We start from the raw sequence: 21,799 nt of genomic DNA, 5'->3' as shown, positions 1-21,799 counted from the left end.
GCTCGCCTCCTGCGGCTCATGGAACGACGTGGGCAAAGAGCGCGCGGTGTCCCGCCGCGGCTCCCCGTGACGTCGTCCTCCCCCCATTTCTGCCCAGAGCGGCCCTCGCACTCACGTTTCCCCGGAGCGTGCCCGGTCGTTGGGCACTCCGTGAGGCACGTACATGGGCGCGCACGGCGCGCGGGGGTCGCACTGGCCGCCGTACTGACATGGGCAGGACTACTGGCCGGGGCCGCCGGCTGCACCGGCGGAGACAGCCGGAGCGGCATCGACCGGGTGCTCGGCAAACCCCCGGCCCCCGAGGACGTCATCCGCGTCACCCCGGCGGACGGCGCCAAGGGCGTGCGGCCGGGGGAGGGGTTGCGGGTGCGGGTGCCCGACGGGCGGCTGGAGTCGGTGAAGGTCGTCCGCTCGCAGGACGCGCAGGAGGCCGAGGTGCCCGGCAAGGTCGCCGCGGACGGCCTGAGCTGGCGGCCGGACGACGACCGGCTCGGGCTCGCCGCCCGCTACACCGTCGACGTCGTGGCGGTGGACGGCGACGGCAACCGCTCGGCCCGGCACAGCACGTTCACCACATACGTCCCCGGCGAGCGCTTCATCGGCTACGTCACCCCCGACAACCGCGCCGTCGTCGGCACCGGCATGATCGTCTCGCTGGAGTTCAACCGGGAGATCGAGAACCGGGCCGCGGTCGAACGCGCCGTACGGGTCACGGCCGAGCCGGCGGTGGCGATCCGGCCGCACTGGTTCGGCGCCACCCGCCTCGACTTCCGCCCCGAGCGGTACTGGGCGCCCGGCACCCGCGTCACCGTCGCGCTCGGCCTGCGCGACGTCGAGGGGGCGCCCGGCGTCTACGGGCTGCAGCGCAAGTCGTTCTCGTTCACCGTCGGGCGCAGCCAGGTCTCCCTCGTCGACGCGGCCGAGCACACCATGCAGGTGCGCCGTGACGGCGAACTGCTGACCACCGTGCCGATCACCGCCGGGGCGCCGAAGAACACCACCTACAACGGCAAGATGGTGGTGACCGAGATGCTGGAACTGACCCGGATGAACGGCGCCACCGTCGGCTTCAAGAAGGCCGACGGCAAGGGTGAGTACGACATCCCGGACGTGCCGCACGCCATGCGGCTGACCAACTCCGGCACCTTCCTGCACGGCAACTACTGGGCCGAGGAGGACGTCTTCGGCAACGCCAACGTCAGCCACGGCTGCGTGGGGCTCAGGGACACCAAGGGCGGCAGCTCGGACACGCCCGCGGGCTGGTTCTTCGACCGCAGCCTCGTCGGGGACGTCATCGAGGTCGTCCACAGCAAGGACAAGCAGGTCGCCCCCGACAACGGACTCGGCGGCTGGAACCTGAGCTGGAAGGAGTGGATCGCGGGCAGTGCCGTGAAATGACCTCGGCGAAAAGGCTTCGTTCCCGGTGCAACCTTCCCCGTGTTCCCACAGTCCTAGTTGGGACTGAATGGTGACAATCTTGGCCCGTCCAGGCCGTTGACCTTGTGGTTAGTATGCGGCGAACGCGGGGGACGCGTCGCGGTGCGGGTCCGGTCGGGCCCGGGGGAGTGGGGAGAACGACTTTGAACGTGCGACCGATATCGGGGGCGTCGGTTGGGGAGCGCCCGCGCGGCCGCGACAAGCGGCTGGCGCTGATCGCCGGAGGCCTGCTGTTGGCCGTCACGGCGTGCGGTGGCGGTGGGAACTCGAACTCCGGGGCCGACGCCAAGGACGCGGGGGGCAAGGGGGCTTCCGCCGCCGCCGAGAGCAAGCAGTCGGAGGCGGTCGTCACGATCGCTCCGAAGACCGGGGCCAAGGACGTCGACACCAGCGGCACGCTGAAGGTCACCGCCGCCAAGGGCAAGCTGACCGAGGTGACGGTCAAGGACACCAAGGGCCGGAAGATCGACGGCGCGATCTCGGCCGACGGAGCCGGCTGGACGCCCGCCACCCACCTTTCCGCGTCCACCGCGTACCAGGTGCACGCGGTCGCCAAGGACGCGGAGGGCCGGACGGCCGCCGAGGACTCGTCCTTCACCACGCTGAGCCCGCAGAACACCTTCGTCGGCAACTTCACGCCCGAGGACGGCTCGACGGTCGGCGTCGGCATGCCCTTCTCGGTCAACTTCACGCGCGGCATCACCAAGCCGGCCGACGTCGAGAAGGCCATCAAGATCACGACCGTGCCGGCCGTCGAGGTCGAGGGCCACTGGTTCGGCAACGACCGCCTGGACTTCCGCCCGGAGAAGTACTGGAAGGCCGGCACCAAGGTGACCGTCGAGCTGAACCTCGACGGCGTCGAGGGCCGCAAGGGCGTCTACGGCAAGCAGTCCAAGACGGTGTCCTTCACCATCGGCCGCAACCAGGTGTCCATCGTGGACGCCAAGAAGCACACGATGAAGGTCATGCAGGAGGGCAAGGTCGTCAAGACCATCCCGGTCACCACCGGCAAGCCCGGCTACGCGACCTGGAACGGCCAGATGGTGATGAGCGAGAAGTTCACCGTGACCCGGATGAACGGCGACACCGTCGGCTACAACGGCGAGTACGACATCAAGGACGTCCCGCACGCCATCCGCCTGACCAACTCCGGCACCTTCGTGCACGGCAACTACTGGGGCGGCGACGCCTTCGGCAACTACAACGCCAGCCACGGCTGCATCGGCCTGCGGGACGTGCGCGGCGGCTACGACAGCTCCGTGGCGGCCGCCTGGTTCTTCAACCACTCGATGGTCGGCGACGTGGTGACCGTGCAGAACTCCACCGACCCGACGGTCGACCCGGCCAACGGCCTCAACGGCTGGAACATTCCCTGGTCGGAGTGGAAGAAGTAACCGTCCCCCTTTTCCCGGGTCCGGTGAACGGGGCCGGTGCCGTACGTCCTGTGACGCACGGCACCGGCCCCGCTGTCGTTAGTCGTGGTTAACCTGCTGCCATGACCGTGAATCTCGAAGTCGCCGAAGGCGTCGGCACCATCCGCCTCGACCGTCCGCCCATGAACGCGCTGGACATCGCCACCCAGGACCGGCTCAAGGAGCTCGCCGAGGAGGCGGCCCGCCGTGACGACGTACGCGCGGTCGTCGTGTACGGCGGCGAGAAGGTGTTCGCGGCGGGCGCGGACATCAAGGAGATGCAGGGGATGGACCACACCGCGATGGTCCTGCGCGCCCGCGCCCTGCAGGAGTCCTTCACGGCGGTGGCCCGCATCCCCAAACCGGTCGTGGCGGCCGTCACCGGATACGCGCTGGGCGGCGGCTGTGAGCTCGCGCTGTGCGCGGACTTCCGCATCGCCGGGGACAACGCCAAGCTGGGCCAGCCGGAGATCCTGCTCGGGCTGATCCCCGGCGCCGGCGGCACCCAGCGTCTGGCCCGGCTGATCGGCCCCTCCAAGGCGAAGGACCTCGTCTTCACGGGCCGGATGGTGAAAGCCGACGAGGCGCTGACGCTGGGCCTGGTGGACCGGGTGGTGCCGGCGGCCGACGTGTACACGGAGGCGCACGCCTGGGCGGCGAAACTGGCGCAGGGTCCGGCGATCGCGCTGCGCGCCGCGAAGGAGTCGATCGACACCGGCCTGGACACCGACCTCGAGACGGGTCTGGCGGTCGAACGCAACTGGTTCGCGGGTCTGTTCGCGACCGCCGACCGCGAGATCGGCATGCGCAGCTTCGTGGAGGACGGCCCCGGGAAGGCCAAGTTCCTGTGAGGGACGTCTCCTTCGACATCCCCTGAAATCGCTTGCAATTGACGGGTCGTCTCACCCGGGTCCCTCGATGGGGCGGTTTATTGAAACCTTAGGGCAACCTTAAGTCTGCCCTGTCGAGGACGCCTGGCGATTGCCCCCGGATGGGCCGTCATCGCAGGTTGGTGGGGGTTTGATAGGGAGCGAGCTGCCTCTGGCATATGCCGTTCGAAACGTTCGGAATGGTAGGTTCCGGGGGGCGTATTCCGTCGGAACGCCTCCGTAGGGGACTCCGGGCGGCCATGATGGGGGCATGGCGGGGCTGGAGGGCATCGAACAGCCGCGGGGACAGGGCCGTGCGACCGCGGCGCGCTGGTCGCCTGCGGTCGAGGACGAACGGGCGCTCAGGGCGCTGGAGTTGTTCGGCAACCCAACGGAGGGCGAGGTCCAGCTGCCGTCCCGCCCGGAGTCCGCCGCCGCGGCCCGCCGGCTGGCCCAGGTCGTCGTCCTGCGCCACTGGGGACTGACCCCCAAGATGACGGAGGACGCGGTCCTCCTCGTCTCCGAACTCGTCGGCAACGCCGTACGGCACACCGGCGCCCGCGCCTTCGGGCTGCGGATGCGGCGCCGACGCGGCTGGATCCGCGTCGAGGTCCGCGATCCCTCCCGGGGCCTGCCCTGTCTGATGCCGGTCCAGGCGTTGGACGTCAGCGGGCGGGGGCTGTTCCTCGTCGACAAACTGTCCGACCGGTGGGGCGTGGACCTGTTACCGCGCGGAAAGACGACGTGGTTCGAGATGCGGGTCGCCGACCGGTAGGCGGCGATGCCGGCGGCGGCGCCGGCCGCGGCGCCGGTCGCGTCCGCAGGCGCCGGACGGGCTGGTTGTACGGGCCGCCGCTGCGTCAATCGCCGGAATTGCCGCATTTCACCCCTTAAATGGTGCGGGTGACCACATCCGACCGTCGTTCCGTGCTGTGGGCGGGCGCCGGGCTCGTCGCCGGGGGTGCGTTCGCGGCCGCGTGCTCGCCCCCCGGGTCCGCCTCCGGCGCCGTCGCCGCCCACCCCGCCCCCACCTCCGCGACCCCCGCCCCCACGACCCCGGCCTCCGCGAGACCCGCCCCCGCCCCCCGCGCCTACCCCGGGCAGCCCGTCCAGATCACTCACGGGCCCCGGGACCGGCCCCGGGTCGCCCTCACCTTCCACGGGCAGGGGGAACCCTCCGTCGCCCGGGCCCTGCTCGGGGAGGCCGAGCGACGAGGAGCGCGGGTCACCGTACTGGCCGTCGGAAGCTGGCTCGACGAACACCCCGACCTCGCCCGTCGCATCCTCGACGGCGGGCACGACCTCGGCAACCACACCCAGCGCCACCTGGACGTCAACGCCATGTCCGAGACGGACGCGGCGGCCGAGATCACCGGCTGCGCCGAACGGCTGCGCAGACTCACCGGATCCATCGGAACCTGGTTCCGCCCCTCCCGCACCGCCCGCGCCTCCCCCCTCGTCGAGACGCTGGCCCGCCGCGCCGGCTACCCGCATGTCCTCTCCTACGACGTCGACTCCCTCGACTTCACCTCCCCCGGCGCCCCCGCCGTCGCCCGCAACGTCCTCGGCGCGGTCCGGGACGGGTCCGTCGTGAGCCTGCACTTCGGGTACGCGGACACGGTCGCCGCGCTCCCCGCCGTCCTGGACGAACTCGACCACCGCGGACTGCGCGCGGTCACCACCACGGAGCTGATCGGCTGATGCACCGCAACCTCGTCAAAAGCACCCTGCTGGCCGGCGCCGCACTCGCCGTCCTCGCCGCCTGCGGCGCCGACGGCAAGGCCGGCGCCGACCGGGACGGCACGGACCGGGCAACCAAAGCGGCTGCCCCGGCACCGAAGAAGCCGCGCAAACCCGTCGTCGACGGGCTGCCCGGCATGCCGCCCGTGCTGGATCCCAAGAACGTCTACGCCGCCGACCGCCCGAACAAACTCTCTCCGGTCGTCAAGGACTTCCCGTCCCGGGTCTACGTCCCCAACACCGAGTCCGACACCGTCTCCGTCATCGACCCGACAACGTACGAGGTGATCGACACCCTCCACGTCGGCCGCCAGCCGCAGCACGTCGTGCCGTCCTGGGACATGAAGACGCTGTGGGTCAACAACAACCGAGGGCACACCCTCACCCCCATCGATCCGAAGACCGGGAAGACCGGCAGATCGGTCGAGGTGCACGACCCGTACAACCTCTACTTCACACCTAACGGCCGGTACGCCGTCGTCATGGCCTCCCTCGACCGCGAGCTCGTCTTCCGCGACCCGCACACCATGAAGCGGATCAAGACCGAACCGGTCACCTGCTACGGCGTCAACCACGCCGACTTCTCCCTCGACGGACGGTACTTCATCGTGTCCTGCGAGTTCAGCGGAGAACTGCTGAAGGTCGACACCGAGCGGATGAAGGTCGTCGGACAGCAGAAACTGCCCTTCAAGGGCGCCATGCCGCAGGACGTGAAGATCTCCCCCGACGGCAAACGGTTCTACATCGCGGACATGATGGCCGACGGGGTGTGGATCATCGACGGCGACACCTTCGGCAAGCCGAGGTTCCTGTACACCGGCAAGGGCTGCCACGGGCTGTACGTCAGCCGCGACTCCCGCGAGATGTACATCTCCAACCGCGGCGAGGGCACCGTCTCCGTCTTCGACTTCACCAAGAACGCGCTCACCAAGAAGTGGCATCTGCCCGACGGCGGCAGCCCCGACATGGGCGGCGTCTCGGCGGACGGCAAGGTCCTGTGGCTGTCCGGGCGCTACGACTCCGAGGTGTACGCCATCGACACCGGCACCGGCCGCCAGCTCGCCCGCATCAAGGTCGGCAGGGGACCGCACGGCCTCGCCGTCTACCCACAACCCGGCCGCTACTCACTCGGCCACACCGGCATCTTCCGCTAGGGCCTGTCCTCGGGCGCCGTCAGCAGGAGCTCCGCGCCCACCGGTGTGTAGCCCGCCGCCTGGAACGCCCGGATGCTGCGGGCGTTTCCGGGGGCGACCTGAGCCCAGAGCGGCTCGCCGGCCAGATGGCGGGCGGCGGTGACCAGACGGCGGCCGAGGCCCCGGAGTCGTACCGTCTCGTCGACCTCGACCGACACCTCCAGCCGGCCGCTTATGCCGCGCCCCATGACCAGGATCCCGCCGTCCGCCACCCAGGCGCGCACCTCGTGGCGCCGACGCCGGGCGTAGCGGATCCGGGGATGGCCGCGGTCCTCGATCTCCCGTAGCGGCAGCGGCGGCTCGCCGGGCAGCGGGGCGGCCACCAGCATCGCGTCGATCGTCTCGGCCGTACGCCCCGTGCGCTCCATCAGAGCGGCCAGAAAGCGCGGGTTCATGGACGCCGACAGGGGATCGGAGTCCACGTGGCGCAGTACGCCGTACACCCAGCCCGGGTCCTCGTCCGTGAAGACGACCGAGTGCGCGGTGAACGCCAGGACGCCCGCGTCGCGGTGGGAGGGCTGGGGGACGACCGTCGTCCGGCCGTCGGGCGGCGGGAACGCCCCGCGTGCGGCCGCGTCGAGAATCTCCCGCAAGGTCCCCATGGTCGGTACTCCTCGAGTCTGTGGGCGGCCGCTGCGCAGGGCGTTCACCCGGGCCGTTAATCTGACCTGCGTCAGTAGGACAGCAACGTACGACCGCAAGGCATGACGAAGAGGGGCGGATCGGTGGCCGACATCGAAGAAGCGCGCAAGCAGTTCCAGCGGATCGACACGGACGGTGACGGCTTCATCACCGCGGCCGAGTTCAAGGCCGCCCTGGCCCAGGAGGGCGACTGGAACGTCACCGAGTCGGTCGCCGAGGTCATCATCAAGAGCCGCGATCTCAACGGGGACAAGGTTCTCTCGTTCGACGAGTTCTGGGCGTACCTGAGCAAGTGACCTGAGTCCAGGCAGAGAGGGGGGCGCCACCTTGGGCGCCCCCCTTCGCCATGCCGGTCGTTCGATCGGCGGCCGTCAAGGCCGTAGGGCGGGCGCCCCCGGGGCGGTCCGTCGGCGGTACTGGCCCGGGGCCACCCCGTATTCCCGCTTGAACGCCTTGGCGAAGGCGAACTCCGAGGTGTAGCCGGTGCGTTGGGCGACCTGGCGCATCGGCACGTCGTCCGCGCGCAGCAGCCGGCCGGCGGTCGTCATCCGCCACCACGTCAGATACGTGAGCGGCGGCTCGCCCACCAGTGCGGCGAACCGGCGGGCGAAGGCGGCGCGGGAGAGGCCGCCCTCCGCGCCGAGTTCCTCCACGGTCCACGCGCGGGCCGGGTCGCCGTGGATCGCGCGCAGGGCCGCCGAGACCGCCGGGTCGGCGAGCGCGGCCGCCCAGCCCGCCGCCCGCCCGGCGCCCCGCTCCTGCTGCCACCAGGCGCGCAGGATGTACAGCAGCAGAGTGTCCAGCAGCGCGGTCACGATGGCGTCCGAACCGGGACTGAGCTCGTCCAGCTCCATGCCCAGCAGCTCCACCGCCGCCCGCAGCGAACGGTGCGTGCCGACGCGGGCGGGCAGGTGCACCACCTCCGGCAGCTCGGCCAGGAAACGGTGGGCCCGGCCGCGGTCCAACTGGTAGACGCCGCACATCATGACGGTGTCCGCGGTCGCCGACTCCCCTTCCTGGGGCGGCTCTTTGAGCCAACGCCCGTCGGGGCCCACCGGCGCCTCCTGCACGGGCACGTCGAGCCCGCTGGCCAGCGCGTGTCCGTGCCCGTGCGCCAGGAACACCACGTCCCCGGCCGTCAGTGCCACCGGCTCGCCCGTCGCCGGGATCAGCCATGCCGACCCGCGCAGCAGCACATGGAAGCCGGCCCCGTCCGAGGCCCCGAACCGGACCCCCCAGGGGGCGAACTTGTCCCGCCGCGAGGAGTGCGGCCGCCCGCTGCGCATCGCGGCGACGGCGTCGCTGAGTACGTCCATGCCGACACCGTAGGCCCTTCGCGCGGGGCGAGACGTACGGACAGGAAACCGATACCGATGGACATGGATCGTCTCGCCCCACCGCCCTAGCGTCGACGGCATGACAACTTCTTCAACGAATTCCCCGTCAGGTTCCTCACGGGGCTCTGCGTCGCCCTCTTCGTCAACTCCCGCTCGCGCGGTGCTCTTTCACGAGATCGGCGGCCCCGACGTCCTGACCGTCGAGGAGGTGGAGCTGCCCGCGCCCGGCCCCGGGGAGGTGCTCGTCCGTGTCGAGGCGCTGGCGCTCAACCGGGCCGAGGCCCTCTTCCGCTCGGGCGGCTACTTCTACCAGCCCACCCTGCCCGGTTCCCGCAACGGCTACGAGGCGGCCGGCGAGGTCGAGGCGGTCGGCGAGGGCGTGACCGGCTTCGCGCCCGGCGACCCGGTGCTGTCGGCGGGCAACTTCGACCTCGGTGTCCACGGCGTCTACGGCGACCGGGTCCTGCTGCCCGAGACCTCGCTCGTGGCGCGTCCCGCCGGCGCCGACCCCGTCACCGCGGCCGCCGTCTGGCTGACCTATACGACCGCCTACGGCGCCCTGGTCGAACGGGCCGGGATGCGCCCCGGCGACCACGTCCTGATCACCGGCGCGTCCAGCGGGGCGGGCACCGCCGCGATCCAGGTCGTCCGCCGGGCCGGCGCCGTCCCGGTCGTCACCACCCGTACCGAGGCCAAGCGGCGGCGTCTGTACGACCTGGGCGCGGAGCACGTCATCGTCAGCGACGACGAGGACGTGGTCAAGGAGACCCGGCGGCTGACCGCAGGGCGGGGCGTCGACATCGTCTTCGACGCGATCGGCGGCGCCGGCTTCGCGGCCCTGGGCGAGGCGGTGGTGCCGGACGGCACGCTGGTCAGCTACGGCTGGCTGGACCAGCAGCCCATCCTGCTGCCTCGCCGGTGGCCGCTGACCGTGCACGGCTACGCCGACTTCGTGGTCACCGGCAACCCGGAGGGCCGCCGCCGCGCCGCCCACTACATCGGCTCCGGCCTCGCCGACGGCACCCTGCGCCCGGTCGTCGCCGAGGTCTTCGACGGCCTGGACCGCATCCGGGACGCCCACCGTCTGATGGAGACGAACACGCACACGGGAAAGATTGTCGTGCGGGTGGAATAGCCGGTCGCCGACCGGGGTTGGCGCCATCAGGGACGCATGCATGTGCATCTATACTGATCGATTCCGGAAGGCAGGCCTGTCATGAAGATCGGCATCATCGGCGCGGGCAACATCGGCGGCAACCTCACCCGGCGCCTCACCGCCCTCGGTCACGACGTCTCCGTCGCGAACTCCCGCGGCCCGCAGACGCTCACGGAACTCGCCGAGGAGACCGGAGCGACCCCCGTCACCGTCCAGGAGGCCGCCCGCGGCGCGGAGGTCGTGGTGATCACGATCCCGGTGAAGGCGGTGCCCGACCTGCCGTCCGGCATCCTGGACGGCGCGGCCGACGACGTCGCCGTCATCGACACCAACAACTACTACCCGCAGCAGCGCGACGGCCGGGTCGCGGAGATCGAGGACGAGGGCATCACGGAGAGCCGCTGGACGGAACGCCGCATCGGCCACCCCGTGATCAAGGCCTTCAACGGCACCTTCGCCCAGGACATCCTGGACCGCCCGCTCCCCGCCGGCGACCCCGACCGCATGGCGCTGCCGGTGGCCGGTGACGACGAGGCCGCGAAGGCGAAGGTCCGCGCCCTCATCGACGAGCTCGGCTTCGACACCGTCGACACGGGCGGCATCGACGACTCCTGGCGCCAGCAGCCCGACACCCCCGTCTACGGTCTCCAGGCCGGCGTCGAGGCGGTCACCAAGGCGCTGGCGGAGGCGAGCCCCGAACGCCCCGCGACGTTCAGGGCGTAATGCCTCACAGGGCGTAGTGCTGGGGCGCAGGGAGTGGCTACACACGCTCCAGGGGCCGGTGCGGCCCGTCCGGCAGCTCGACCGTGATCGAGTCCCCGGGCCGCACCACGCCCCCGCTCAGCACGACGCTCATGATCCCGGCCCGGAACTCCGGACGACCGTTGGCGTCCTGGCGGACGACCTGCTTCAGCAGGCCCTTCTGGAAGTCGTCGATCTGCGCGCACGGGTTGCGCAGCCCGGTCACCTCGAGCACGGCCTCCGCGCCCAGCCGCAGCAGCGTCCCGACCGGCAGCGCGAGCAGGTCGATCCCGCGTGTGGTCACGTTCTCGCCGAGCTGACCGGCCATCACCTCGAACCCGGCCGCCCGCACCTCCTCGAACAGCTCCTCGTGAATGAGGTGGACCTGCCGCAGATTCGGCTGCGTGGGATCCTGCTTCACCCGCGAGCGGTGCTTCACCGTGACCCCGGAGTGCACGTCCCCCTCCACCCCCAGCCCGGCGAGCAGCGTGACGCTGTCGCGATTGGGCTTGGTGAAGGAGTACACGCCGTTACTGCTGACAGCGCTGACCGACCCACCCATGACGGGACTCCCCTCTCCCTGCGACTCCCAGCGAACCGCAGGCCAGAGCCTAGAGGAGGGGGTCAGGAAGGGGCGGGTGGATTTCTTCGGTGAGCGGGTCCGGCCCTGGTGCGTGCCCCGCACGTCATACGCGGACCGTGGCTTTTGGGCGATATATACTCATCTGGGTGTCCGAGCTTGCCGTCAGGCCTGATTCTCTGGAGTCCTCCCGATGACGCCGATGAGCCGCCTGCCATGAGGCCCCACCCGACGCGGGGGCGGATCACGGCGCTGGACGCCTACGACATCCGGTTTCCCACATCTCGTCGGCTCGAAGGGTCGGACGCGATGAATCCCGATCCGGATTATTCGGCGTCGTACGTGATCATCCGCACTGATGTCGGGGACGGGCTTGAGGGGCACGGGTTCTGCTTCACCATCGGCCGGGGCAACGAGGTCGAGGTGGCGGCGATCAACGCGCTGCGCCCGCATGTGGTGGGGCTGCGGCTGGGAGAGGTCCTGTCCGACCTCGGGGGGTTCTCCCGCTCGCTCGTCGGCGACAGCCAGTTGCGATGGCTGGGGCCGGAGAAGGGCGTCGTGCACATGGCCATCGGCGCCGTGGTCAACGCCATGTGGGATCTGTACGCGAAGCGGGAGCGGAAGCCCCTGTGGAAGCTGCTGGCCGACCTGGCGCCCGAGCAGGTGGTCGCGTTGCTCGACTTCCGCTATATGGAGGACGCGCTGACCCCCGATGAGGCGCTGGGGATCCTGTGGCGGGCGCGGAGCGGGATGGGGGAGCGGGAGGCGCGCCTGCTCGCCGACGGGTATCCGGCGTATGCCACGTCTCCTGGCTGGCTCGGTTATTCGGACGACAAGGTCGCCGGGTTGGCCCGGGAGGCCGTGGACAGCGGGTTCAGGCAGATCAAACTCAAGGTCGGCGCCGATCTGGACGACGATGTGCGGCGGTGCCGTACCGCGCGGGGGATCATCGGTCCCGGGGTGCGGATGGGGCTGGACGCCAATCAGCGCTGGGGGGTCACCGAGGCGGTGGGGTGGATCCGGCGACTGGCGGAGTTCGACCCCTACTGGATCGAGGAGCCGACCAGCCCGGACGAGATTCTCGGTCTCGCGGCGATCCGCCGGGAGGTGGCGCCGGTGCGGGTGGCGACGGGCGAACATGTGCACAACCGGGTGGTGTTCAAGCAACTGCTCCAGGCGGACGCGATCGACTTCCTGCAGTTGGACGCCTGCCGGGTCGGGGGAGTCAACGAGAACCTGGCGATCCTCCTGCTCGCGGCCAAGTTCGGGATCCCGGTGTGCCCGCACGCGGGCGGGGTGGGCCTGTGCGAGCTGGTGCAGCATCTGGCGATGTTCGACTATCTGGCGGTCTCCGGCACCCTCCAGGACCGGGTCATCGAGTATGTGGATCATCTGCACGAGCACTTCCTCGACCCGGTGGTGATCGTCCGGGGGCGGTACGCGGCCCCGACCGCCCCCGGCTTCAGCTCGGCGATGCGGCCCGAGTCGCTCGCCGCGTACGCGTTCCCCGGCGGCGCCGCCTGGCAGGCCCCGTACGACGCGCCCCCGGCTGCGGGCGCCCCGGCATGAACGCCGGGGAGGAATTCCAGGGCCGGCCGCGGTCCTCACCGAAGGGGCGTGCGGACCCCTTCCACTGAGATGACCGACCACCGACCACTCACTCGGAGCCGAGCACATGAAGCGACGCATCGCCGCTGTCGGAACAGCCCTCGCACTCTGCTGCGGGCCGGCCGTCACCGCCTGCGGTGGGGGCACGAGCAACACCACCGGCACCGCTTCGGGCAAGGTCGGGGTGGTCCTGCCGCTGCTCACCTCACCGTTCTGGGAGTCGTACAACTCCTACATCCCGGGGCAGGCCGCCGCGCAGAACGTCCGCTTGCTTCAGACGGTGAACTCCAACTCCGATCCGAGCAAACAGATCAGCGACATCCAGAATCTGCTCGCCCAGAACGCGAAGGGCCTGGTCGTCTCGCCGCTGGACTCCGCGGCGATCGTCGCCGGGCTGAACGCCGCGCAGCGCAAGGGCGTGCCGGTGGTCGCCGTCGATGTGGCGCCGGACAAGGGCAAGGTCGCGATGGTGGTCAGGGCCGACAACCGTGCCTACGGGGAGAAGGCCTGCCGGCAGCTCGGCGACGAGGTGAAGTCGGGCAAGGTCGTACAGATCCAGGGCGATCTGGCGTCGGTCAACGGGCGGGACCGGTCCGAGGCGTTCAGCGCGTGCATCCAAAAGAACTACCGAGGCATCAAGGTGCTGGACATTCCCGCCGCCTGGAACGCGGAGAAGGCGGCGGCAGGCCTGGAGGCGCTGTACACCGCCAACCCCGACGTCAAGGGCATCTACCTACAGGCGGGCGGCGTGTATCTGGCCCCCACGCTGAGCACGCTGCGACGGCACAACGCGCTGGTGGCGGCCGGTGATCCCAGGCACATCGTGATCGTCTCGAATGACGGCATCCCGCAGGAGCTGGACGCGATCCGCAAGGGCCTGATCGACGCGACCGTCTCCCAACCGACCGACCTGTACGCCAAATACGGCATCTTCTACATCAAGCGGGCGATGGAGGGGCAGACCTTCCACCCGGGCCCGACCGGCCACGACAGCACCATCGTCCGGCTGCCCAGCGGAATCCTGGAGGACCAGCTCCCGGCACCCCTGGTGACCAAGAGCAACGTCGATGATCCGTCCCTGTGGGGCAACCAGATCGGCAAGAGCTCGTGACCGAACCCCGCGCCGACGGCGCCGGCCGCCGCGCGGTGGCCGAGGCCCACGGGATCCGTAAGCGCTACGGGCCCACCGTTGCCCTGGACGACGTGCGGATCGCCGTCCGGGCCGGTGAGTCGCACGCCCTGGTCGGCCGTAACGGGGCCGGTAAGTCGACCCTGGTGGCCATCCTGACCGGACTGCAGCGGCCGGACCGCGGTGTTGTCCTGTTCGACGGTGTACCCGCCCCCGGCCCGGCGGACCGTGAGGCGTGGCAGCGGCGGGTCGCCTGCGTGTACCAGCAGTCGACGATCATCCGTGATCTCACTGTCGCGGAGAACCTGTACGTCAACCGGCAACCCACGGTGCGCGGCCAGGTGATCAGCTGGCGGCGGATGCGCTCGGCGGCCCGCGACCTGCTGGACGAATGGGGAGTGGAGGTCGACGAGAACGTGCCGGCCGGCGGGCTCACCGTCGGGGACGCCAAATTGGTGGAGATCGCACGGTCGATCTCGCGCGGAACCCGGTTCATCATTCTGGACGAGCCGACCGCTCAGCTGGACAGCCGGGCGATCGACCGCCTGTTCACCCATGTTCGGCGGTTGCAGCGGGCCGGGATCACCTTTCTCTACATCTCCCATCATCTGGAGGAGGTCTACGCCGTCTGCCAGGTCGTCACCGTCCTGCGGGACGCCCGCTGGATCACCACGGCGCCCGTGGGCGAGCTGGGCAGGACCGAACTCATCCAGGCGATGACCGGAGAGCGGGGCGCGGGTGCGGTCCCCGGCGCCGGCCGCGTCCGGTCGCGGTCGGCGGACGCGCCCGTGGCCGTACGGGTGCACCGGCTGAACGGCCCGCATTTCACCGACGTCAGCTTCACCGTCCGGTCCGGCGAGACAGTGGGGCTGACCGGGCTCGCGGGCTCCGGGAGCCATCAGGTCGCCGAGGCGCTGGCCGGGCTGTACCGGCCCGACAGCGGGCTGATCGAGATTCTCGGCCGTCCGACGCGGCCCGGCAGCGTCGCCTCGGCGCTCGCGGCGGGCGTGGGCTGTGTGCCGCGCGACCGGCACCACGAAGGACTGGTACCGGAGCTGTCGGTGGCCGAGAACGCCTCCATGACCATCATGGACCGGCTGGGGCGGCTGGGCGTGATCTCGCGCCGGGCCCGGGACGCCTTCGCCCGGCGGACGATCACCGCTCTCGACATCACCACGGCCGGCCCGGACCAGCCGGTCAAGGACTTGTCGGGCGGCAATCAGCAGAAGGTCGTCATGGGCCGGGCGCTGGCCACCGACCCGGCGGTACTCGTGCTCATCAATCCGACGGCGGGTGTCGACGTGAGATCCAAGCGGGCGCTGCTGTCGGTCGTCGACCGAGCCAGGGCCGCGGGACGCGCGGCGCTCGTCGTCTCGGACGAGCTGGCGGACCTGCGCACCTGCGACCGCGTCCTGGTGATGTTCAACGGCGCCCTCGCCGCCGAGTACGGCGTCGGCTGGACCGACGAGGAACTGGTGGCCTCGGTCGAAGGGGTCGGCACCGACCATGAATGACACCGCGCCGAACGGCCCGGGGCCCGGTGGGCCGGACAGCGCGGTCCGCCACCCCGGCCGCGCGATCGCCCTGGGCCGGATCCGCGACCTGGCGCTGCTGCCCGCGGTGGTGCTGCTGCTGGTCATCGGTGCGGTCAGCAACGACAGCTTCCTCGACCGGGACAACCTGCTCAATGTGCTCAGCGCCTCCTCGGCGCTCGGACTGCTGGTGCTCGCCGAGGCGATGATCCTGATCAGCGGCAAGATGGACCTCTCGCTGGAGTCGATCGCGGGGCTCGCCCCGGCCCTCGGCTTCATGGCCGTGATCCCGGCCGCCTCGGCGGGTTTCGGCAGCGAGCTGCCCACCTGGTTCGGCCTGCTGATCATTCCGCTCACCGGGGCGCTGATCGGGGCCGTGAACGGTCTGCTGATCGTCAAGCTCCAGCTCAACGGCTTCATCGTGACCCTGGCGATGAACATCGTGCTGCGCGGGGTCCTGGTCGGCATGGTGTCCGGCAAGACGTTGTTCGACGCCCCCGCCGCGTTCTTCGCCCTCGGGTCCGACAACTGGCTCGGCGTCCCCGTCTCCGTGTGGGCGACCGGTGCCGCTTTCGCTGTCGCCGGGTGGGCGCTGCGCTACCACCGGCTGGGACGCGCGGTGTACGCGGTGGGCGGCAACGTCTCCGCCGCGCGGGCGGCGGGCATCCGCGTCGACCGGGTGGCCTGGGGCGTTCTGGTCATCGGCGGGACGCTGGCCGCGCTGGCCGGTCTGGTGATCGCCGGACGGGTCGGGGCGATCAACGCCAATCAGGGACAGGGCCTGATCTTCACCGTGTTCGCGGCCGCCGTCATCGGCGGCATCAGCCTGAACGGCGGCAAGGGATCCCTGGCCGGGGCGTTGCTCGGGGTGCTGCTGCTGGGCATGCTGGAGAACCTGCTCACCCTGGCGCAGGTGTCGTCCTTCTGGATCCAGGCCATCTACGGCGCGATCATCCTGGTGGCGCTGATGATCGCCCGGCTCACCACCGGCGAGGGCCAGGAGTAGGGGGCCAGGAGAAGGACGGGGGCCAGGAGCAGGGCGAGGTCCGGGAGCGGTCCGAGAGGGGGGCAGCGCCGGGTGGTACGCACTAGAATGTCCCATATGCCATCCGCCAGATGGGACGGCTGTCATGATGTTCCCCAAGGAGGTAGCACCGGACGGAACGCATGGACCGTTCGAGACGGCGAATGTGGCTGCTGCGGTGATCGACGCGAAGGGCACGGTCATCGGGTGGACGGAGGCCGCTGAGCGGCTCCTGGGATACGGCGCGGCGGAGATCCTCGACCGCTCCGCCGTCACTTTGCTGGCGGAGCCCGAAGACGCGTCACGGGCGGCCGAGGTCGCCGAAGAGTGCGGGATCCGGGAGAGCTGGGGCGGTCTGGTGGGCGCCCGGCACCGTGACGGCCGCCGTCTTGAGGTCGGGCTGCGGGTGACCGCGATGTCCGACACCAACGACCGCAAGGCCTGGCTCGTATCGGCGATCGACGTGTCGAAGGCACCGACCTGGGCGGTCAGCTGGGAGGTGCTGGAAGGCTTCCTCACCCGCTCCCCGCTCGGCATGGCCGTGCTCAGCCCGGACCTGCGGTATGTGTGGATGAACGACACCCTGGAGCGCTACGGCGGTGTGCCGCGCGCCGAGCGGCTCGGACGCCGCATGTCGGACTCGTTGCCGGGCCTGAACACCGACGCGCTCGAAGCGCAGATGCGACGGGTGCTGGAGACCGGCGTGCCGGTCATCGACTACGAGTACCGGGGCTGGACCTGGGCGGATCCGCACCAGGAACACGCCTACTCCACCTCCTTCTTTCGGCTCGACGACCCGGACGGCAAAACGCTGGGCGTGTGCTACATGGGCATGGACGTCACCGACAGATGGCGGGCCCGGGAGCGCCTCGCCCTGCTCAGCGAGGCCAGCGCCCGTATCGGGGGCACGCTGAACGTGATGCGGACCGCCCAGGAACTGGCCGACTTCTCGGTGCCGAGGCTCGCCGACTTCGTGACCGTCGATCTGCTGGAAGCGGTGCTGCACGGCGACGAACCCGGTTCGGGGCCGGCCGACAGCGCGGTACGGCGGGCCGGTCAGCAGTCGATCCACGAGGGCTGCCCGGAGTCGGTGATCGCCACCGGAGACACGATCGACGCACCCAAGTCCTCGCCGTACTTCGAGAGCATGGTCAATGGCACCGCGGTGCTGGAACCGTTCCTGGACCCGGCCACCGCCCCGTGGATCGCGAAGGACCCGGCGCGGGCCAGGAGCATCGCGGAGTTCGGCATGCACTCGGTGATGTGGGTGCCGCTGTCCGCGCGCGGCACCGTGCTGGGGGTGGCGACCTTCGTCCGTATGGAGCATCCACAGCCGTTCGAGGAGGACGACCTGCTGCTCGCCGAGGAGCTGGTCAGCCGGGCCGCGGTGTGGGTGGAGAACGCCCGCCGCTACACCCGTGAGCACGCTGCGGCGCTGGCCCTGCAGCGCAGTCTGCTCCCGCAGGGGCTGAACGGCGGGGCCGCCATGGAGGTGGCCTCGCGCTATCTGCCGGCCGATGTACGGGAAGGGGTGGGCGGCGACTGGTTCGATGTCATCCAGCTCTCCGGCGCCCGGGTCGCCCTGGTCGTCGGTGATGTCGTCGGGCACGGCCTCAACGCCGCGGCGACCATGGGCAGGCTGCGTACCGCCGTCCAGACGCTCGCTGACATGGACCTGCCGCCCGATGAGCTGCTGGCCCACCTGGACGACCTGGTGATCCGTCTGACGGAGGAGAAGGGCGGCGACGACGAGCCCATCGCCACCGCCGTACTGGGCGCCACCTGCCTCTACGCCGTCTACGATCCGGTCACCCAGCTGTGCACCATGGCGCGGGCCGGACATCCGCCGCCCGCCGTGGTCACCCCCGGCGGCAAGGTCACCTTTCCGGCCCTTCCGGCGGGCCCTCCGCTGGGCCTCGGCTCGTTGCCCTTCGAGTCCGCCGAGATCTCTCTCCCCGAGGGAAGCCTGATCGGCCTCTACACCGATGGCCTCATCGAGACGAGTGGCCAGGACATCGACGTCGGGCTGTCCCGCCTCAGCGATGTGCTCGCGCACTCCGGCCTGACGCCGGAGGAGCTCTGCTCGGCGGTCGTGGACAATCTGCTGACCGGTCCGCAGACCGACGACGTCGCGCTGCTTCTGGCCCGGCCGCATGCGCTGGGCGCCGACCGGGTCGCCTCGTGGGACCTGCCGACGGATCCGGCGATCGTCGCGGGCGCCAGGGAGCTCGCCGTCCGCCAGCTCCTCGGATGGGGGCTGGACGACCTGGTGATGACCACGGAACTGGTGGTCAGCGAGCTGGTCACCAACGCCATCCGGCACGGCACCGGACCCATCAGGCTGCGCATGATCCGGCATGACAGGTTGATCTGCGAGGTGTCCGACGCCAGCAACACCTCGCCTCGCATGGGCCATGCGCGGACCACCGACGAGGGCGGCCGGGGGTTGTTCCTGGTCGCCCAGCTGACCCGCCGATGGGGCACGCGCTACACCCCCGCCGGAAAGATCATCTGGGCGGAGCAGGACCTCCCGGGGCCGGTGGGCCACCGGGGCGGGCGCTGACGCCCCGGGTGCCGAGAGCCCGGGGACCTTCCGCCGCGTGAGCGGGGGACGGCCCCGACAGCGCTGAAAGACACGAACGCGCCGGTCAGGGCCTGTTGCCTCAGCACTCGATGATGTTCACCGCCAGCCCGCCGCGGGCCGTCTCCTTGTACTTGACGCTCATGTCCGCGCCCGTGTCCTTCATGGTCTTGATGACCTTGTCCAGGGACACCTTGTGCGAGCCGTCGCCGCGCATGGCCATGCGGGCCGCCGTGACCGCCTTCACCGCGGCCATGCCGTTGCGCTCGATGCACGGGATCTGGACGAGGCCGCCGACGGGGTCGCAGGTCAGGCCGAGGTTGTGCTCCATGCCGATCTCGGCCGCGTTCTCGACCTGTTCGGGGGAACCGCCCAGCACCTCCGCCAGAGCACCCGCCGCCATGGAGCAGGCCGAGCCGACCTCACCCTGGCAGCCGACCTCGGCGCCGGAGATGGAGGCGTTCTCCTTGAAGAGCATGCCGATCGCCCCGGCGGCGAGCAGGAAGCGGACGACGCCGTCCTCGTCGGCGCCCGGCACGAAGTTGACGTAGTAGTGCAGGACCGCCGGGATGATGCCGGCCGCTCCGTTCGTGGGCGCCGTGACCACCCGTCCGCCGGCCGCGTTCTCCTCGTTCACCGCCATCGCGTACAGCGTGATCCACTCCATGGCGTGGGCCAACGGATCGCCCTCGGCGCGGAGTTGACGCGCCGTCATCGCGGCTCGGCGGCGCACGCGCAGGCCGCCCGGCAGGATGCCCTCGCGGGACATGCCCCGGGAGACGCAGCCCTGCATCACGCGCCAGATCTCCAGCAGCCCGGTCCGGATCTCGTCCTCGGTGCGCCAGGCGCGCTCGTTCTCCAGCATGAGCGACGAGATCGACAGGCCGGTCTCCTTCGCCAGGCGCAGCAGTTCGTCGCCGGTACGGAAGGGATACTTCAGGACCGTGTCGTCGAGTTTGATGCGGTCCTGCCCGACCGCTTCCTCGTCTACGACGAACCCGCCGCCGACCGAGTAGTACGTCTTGGTGAGCAGTTCCGCGCCCGAGGCGTCGTACGCCCACAGCGTCATGCCGTTCGCGTGGTACGGCAGGGCCTTGCGGCGGTGCAGGACCAGGTCGTCGTCGAAGGAGAAGGGGATCTCGTGCGAGCCCAGCAGCCGCAGCCGGCCGGACTCCTTGATCTGCTCCACCCTGTCGTCCGCCCCCTCCACGTCCACCGTGCGCGGCGAGGAGCCCTCCAGGCCGAGCAGGACCGCCTTCGGGGTGCCGTGACCGTGACCGGTCGCGCCGAGCGAGCCGTACAGCTCGCCGCGGACCGACGCGACGGCGTCCAGCAGGCCCTCGTTGCGCAGTCGCCGCGCGAACATGCGGGCCGCGCGCATCGGGCCGACCGTGTGGGAGCTGGACGGGCCGATGCCGATCGAGAACAGGTCGAAGACCGAGATGGCCACGGGGACTCCTCAAGGCAAGGGGTGGTGCAGAAAGGTTTTCGCCGGGTGCCCCGCCCACCCGTCTACGAGTGTGCGGGGCTGCCGGGCAAACAGGAACTACTTGTTCAGAACGGGGTACAGCGGGTGCTTCTCGGCCAGGGCGACGACCCGGGCCTTGAGCGCCTGCGCGTCGTAGGACGGCTTGAGCGCCTGCGCGATGACGTCCGCGACCTCCGCGAAGTCCTCGGCGGTGAAGCCGCGGGTGGCGAGGGCCGGGGTGCCGATCCGCAGCCCCGACGTCACCATCGGAGGCCGCGGGTCGTTCGGGACCGCGTTGCGGTTGACGGTGATGCCGACCTCGTGGAGACGGTCCTCGGCCTGCTGCCCGTCCAGCTCGGACTCGCGCAGGTCGACCAGGATCAGGTGCACATCGGTGCCGCCGGACAGGACGTTCACGCCGGCCTCGCGGGCGTCCGGTGCCGTCAGCCGCTCGGCGAGGATCCGCGCGCCCTCGACCGTACGGCGCTGGCGCTCCTTGAACTCCTCCGAGGCCGCCACCTTGAAGGAGACCGCCTTCGCCGCGATCACATGCTCCAGGGGGCCGCCCTGGAAGCCCGGGAACACGGACGAGTTCAGCTTCTTCGCGAACGCCTGCCTCGCCAGGATGATCCCGCCGCGCGGGCCGCCCAGCGTCTTGTGCGTGGTGGACGTGACGACGTCCGCGAACTCCACCGGGTTGGGGTGCAGCCCGGCCGCGACCAGGCCCGCGAAGTGCGCCATGTCGACCCACAGATACGCCTCGACCTCGTCGGCGATGCGACGGAACTCCGCGAAGTCCAGCTGCCGCGGATACGCCGACCACCCGGCGATGATCACCTTCGGCCGGTGCTCCTTGGCGAGACGCTCGACCTCGGCCATGTCGACCAGACCGGCGTCGTCCACGTGGTAGGCGACCACGTTGAACTGCTTGCCGGAGAAGTTGAGCCGCATCCCGTGGGTGAGGTGGCCGCCGTGGGCGAGGTCCAGGCCGAGGATGGTGTCGCCGGGCTGGGCGAGGGCGAACAGGGCGGCCTGGTTGGCGGAGGCGCCCGAGTGCGGCTGGACGTTGGCGTACTCGGCGCCGAACAGGTCCTTGATCCGGTCGATGGCGATCTGCTCGGCGACGTCGACGTGCTCGCAGCCGCCGTAGTAGCGCCGGCCCGGATAGCCCTCGGCGTACTTGTTGGTCAGGACCGAGCCCTGCGCCTCCATGACCGCGAGCGGAGCGAAGTTCTCCGAGGCGATCATCTCGAGGGTGGACTGCTGGCGGCCCAGTTCGGCGTCGACGGCGGCGGCGATCTCCGGGTCGAGCTCGTGCAGGGGCGTGTTCAGGACGGACATGCGTCTACG

At 70.5% G+C, this 21,799-nt stretch carries 19 protein-coding genes; 14 read left to right on the top strand and 5 right to left on the bottom strand.

What is annotated here, in order from left to right; genetic code table 11:
- Positions 1-150: 150 nt before the first annotated feature.
- The 6 genes from B5557_RS13495 to B5557_RS13470 all read left to right on the top strand — a co-directional run bounded on the left by B5557_RS13495 (position 151) and on the right by B5557_RS13470 (position 6,612).
- Complete coding sequence (locus B5557_RS13495; RefSeq protein ID WP_079659385.1) at positions 151-1,398, top strand: L,D-transpeptidase; 1,248 nt, start codon at positions 151-153, stop codon at positions 1,396-1,398.
- A 182-nt stretch (positions 1,399-1,580) separates the two neighbouring features.
- Positions 1,581-2,831, top strand: a complete 1,251-nt coding sequence (locus B5557_RS13490) for a L,D-transpeptidase (RefSeq protein WP_099935904.1) — start codon at positions 1,581-1,583, stop codon at positions 2,829-2,831.
- 101 nt (positions 2,832-2,932) lie between these two features.
- Positions 2,933-3,700, top strand: coding sequence for an enoyl-CoA hydratase/isomerase family protein (locus B5557_RS13485; RefSeq protein ID WP_079659381.1), 768 nt, complete (start codon positions 2,933-2,935; stop codon positions 3,698-3,700).
- Between the two features lie 289 nt (positions 3,701-3,989).
- On the top strand, positions 3,990-4,493 hold the full coding sequence (locus B5557_RS13480) for an ATP-binding protein (protein WP_079659379.1): 504 nt from the start codon (positions 3,990-3,992) through the stop codon (positions 4,491-4,493).
- 119 nt (positions 4,494-4,612) lie between these two features.
- Positions 4,613-5,419, top strand: coding sequence for a polysaccharide deacetylase family protein (locus tag B5557_RS13475; protein ID WP_079659377.1), 807 nt, complete (start codon positions 4,613-4,615; stop codon positions 5,417-5,419).
- Positions 5,419-6,612 carry a YncE family protein gene (locus B5557_RS13470; RefSeq protein ID WP_079659375.1) on the top strand — a complete coding sequence of 398 codons (1,194 nt, stop codon included), beginning with the start codon at positions 5,419-5,421 and terminating at the stop codon, positions 6,610-6,612. Before B5557_RS13475 ends, B5557_RS13470 begins: the two co-directional genes overlap by 1 nt.
- Here B5557_RS13470 and B5557_RS13465 read toward each other — a convergent pair.
- On the bottom strand, positions 6,609-7,253 hold the full coding sequence (locus tag B5557_RS13465) for a GNAT family N-acetyltransferase (RefSeq protein ID WP_079659374.1): 645 nt from the start codon (positions 7,251-7,253) through the stop codon (positions 6,609-6,611). The two genes, B5557_RS13470 and B5557_RS13465, sit on opposite strands and share 4 nt — an antisense overlap.
- Before the next feature lie 123 nt (positions 7,254-7,376).
- Between B5557_RS13465 and B5557_RS13460 the strand changes: the two genes are divergently transcribed.
- Complete coding sequence (locus B5557_RS13460) at positions 7,377-7,589, top strand: EF-hand domain-containing protein (protein ID WP_079659372.1); 213 nt, start codon at positions 7,377-7,379, stop codon at positions 7,587-7,589.
- A gap of 75 nt (positions 7,590-7,664) precedes the next feature.
- On the opposite strand, the gene B5557_RS13455 is transcribed toward B5557_RS13460, so the two are convergent.
- A complete protein-coding gene (locus tag B5557_RS13455; RefSeq protein ID WP_079659371.1) occupies positions 7,665-8,609 on the bottom strand; it encodes an AraC family transcriptional regulator in 945 nt (314 codons plus the stop codon).
- Positions 8,610-8,790: 181 nt separating this feature from the next.
- On the opposite strand from B5557_RS13455, the gene B5557_RS13450 reads away from it, so the two are divergent.
- Positions 8,791-9,765 carry a zinc-dependent alcohol dehydrogenase family protein gene (locus B5557_RS13450; protein ID WP_231976345.1) on the top strand — a complete coding sequence of 325 codons (975 nt, stop codon included), beginning with the start codon at positions 8,791-8,793 and terminating at the stop codon, positions 9,763-9,765.
- A gap of 81 nt (positions 9,766-9,846) precedes the next feature.
- Positions 9,847-10,509, top strand: a complete 663-nt coding sequence (locus tag B5557_RS13445) for an NADPH-dependent F420 reductase (protein WP_079659367.1) — start codon at positions 9,847-9,849, stop codon at positions 10,507-10,509.
- Positions 10,510-10,546: 37 nt separating this feature from the next.
- Here B5557_RS13445 and B5557_RS13440 read toward each other — a convergent pair whose 3' ends face one another.
- On the bottom strand, positions 10,547-11,089 hold the full coding sequence (locus tag B5557_RS13440) for an MOSC domain-containing protein (protein ID WP_079659366.1): 543 nt from the start codon (positions 11,087-11,089) through the stop codon (positions 10,547-10,549).
- 234 nt (positions 11,090-11,323) lie between these two features.
- On the opposite strand from B5557_RS13440, the gene B5557_RS13435 reads away from it, so the two are divergent.
- From B5557_RS13435 to B5557_RS13415, 5 genes are all read left to right on the top strand, one after another.
- Positions 11,324-12,676: an enolase C-terminal domain-like protein gene (locus B5557_RS13435; RefSeq protein WP_079659364.1), complete on the top strand. Its 1,353-nt coding sequence runs from the start codon at positions 11,324-11,326 to the stop codon at positions 12,674-12,676.
- Between the two features lie 106 nt (positions 12,677-12,782).
- Positions 12,783-13,826 carry a sugar ABC transporter substrate-binding protein gene (locus tag B5557_RS13430; RefSeq protein WP_079659363.1) on the top strand — a complete coding sequence of 348 codons (1,044 nt, stop codon included), beginning with the start codon at positions 12,783-12,785 and terminating at the stop codon, positions 13,824-13,826.
- Positions 13,823-15,358, top strand: coding sequence for a sugar ABC transporter ATP-binding protein (locus tag B5557_RS13425; protein WP_079659361.1), 1,536 nt, complete (start codon positions 13,823-13,825; stop codon positions 15,356-15,358). The genes B5557_RS13430 and B5557_RS13425 overlap by 4 nt, the downstream gene beginning before the upstream one ends.
- Complete coding sequence (locus B5557_RS13420; RefSeq protein ID WP_231976344.1) at positions 15,351-16,382, top strand: ABC transporter permease; 1,032 nt, start codon at positions 15,351-15,353, stop codon at positions 16,380-16,382. The genes B5557_RS13425 and B5557_RS13420 overlap by 8 nt, the downstream gene beginning before the upstream one ends.
- 124 nt (positions 16,383-16,506) lie before the next feature.
- Complete coding sequence (locus tag B5557_RS13415) at positions 16,507-18,963, top strand: SpoIIE family protein phosphatase (protein ID WP_079659360.1); 2,457 nt, start codon at positions 16,507-16,509, stop codon at positions 18,961-18,963.
- Between the two features lie 100 nt (positions 18,964-19,063).
- On the opposite strand, the gene B5557_RS13410 is transcribed toward B5557_RS13415, so the two are convergent.
- Together B5557_RS13410 and glyA are read right to left on the bottom strand one after the other, a co-directional pair.
- A complete protein-coding gene (locus tag B5557_RS13410; RefSeq protein WP_079659358.1) occupies positions 19,064-20,431 on the bottom strand; it encodes an L-serine ammonia-lyase in 1,368 nt (455 codons plus the stop codon).
- 96 nt (positions 20,432-20,527) lie between these two features.
- Positions 20,528-21,790: a serine hydroxymethyltransferase gene (glyA, locus tag B5557_RS13405; protein ID WP_079659357.1), complete on the bottom strand. Its 1,263-nt coding sequence runs from the start codon at positions 21,788-21,790 to the stop codon at positions 20,528-20,530.
- Positions 21,791-21,799: the final 9 nt, after the last annotated feature.

This window comes from Streptomyces sp. 3214.6 (assembly GCF_900129855.1).
GTDB lineage: Bacteria > Actinomycetota > Actinomycetes > Streptomycetales > Streptomycetaceae > Streptomyces > Streptomyces soliscabiei.
Note: the sequence above shows the minus strand (reverse complement) of the source record. Positions and strands in the feature narration are given on the sequence as shown.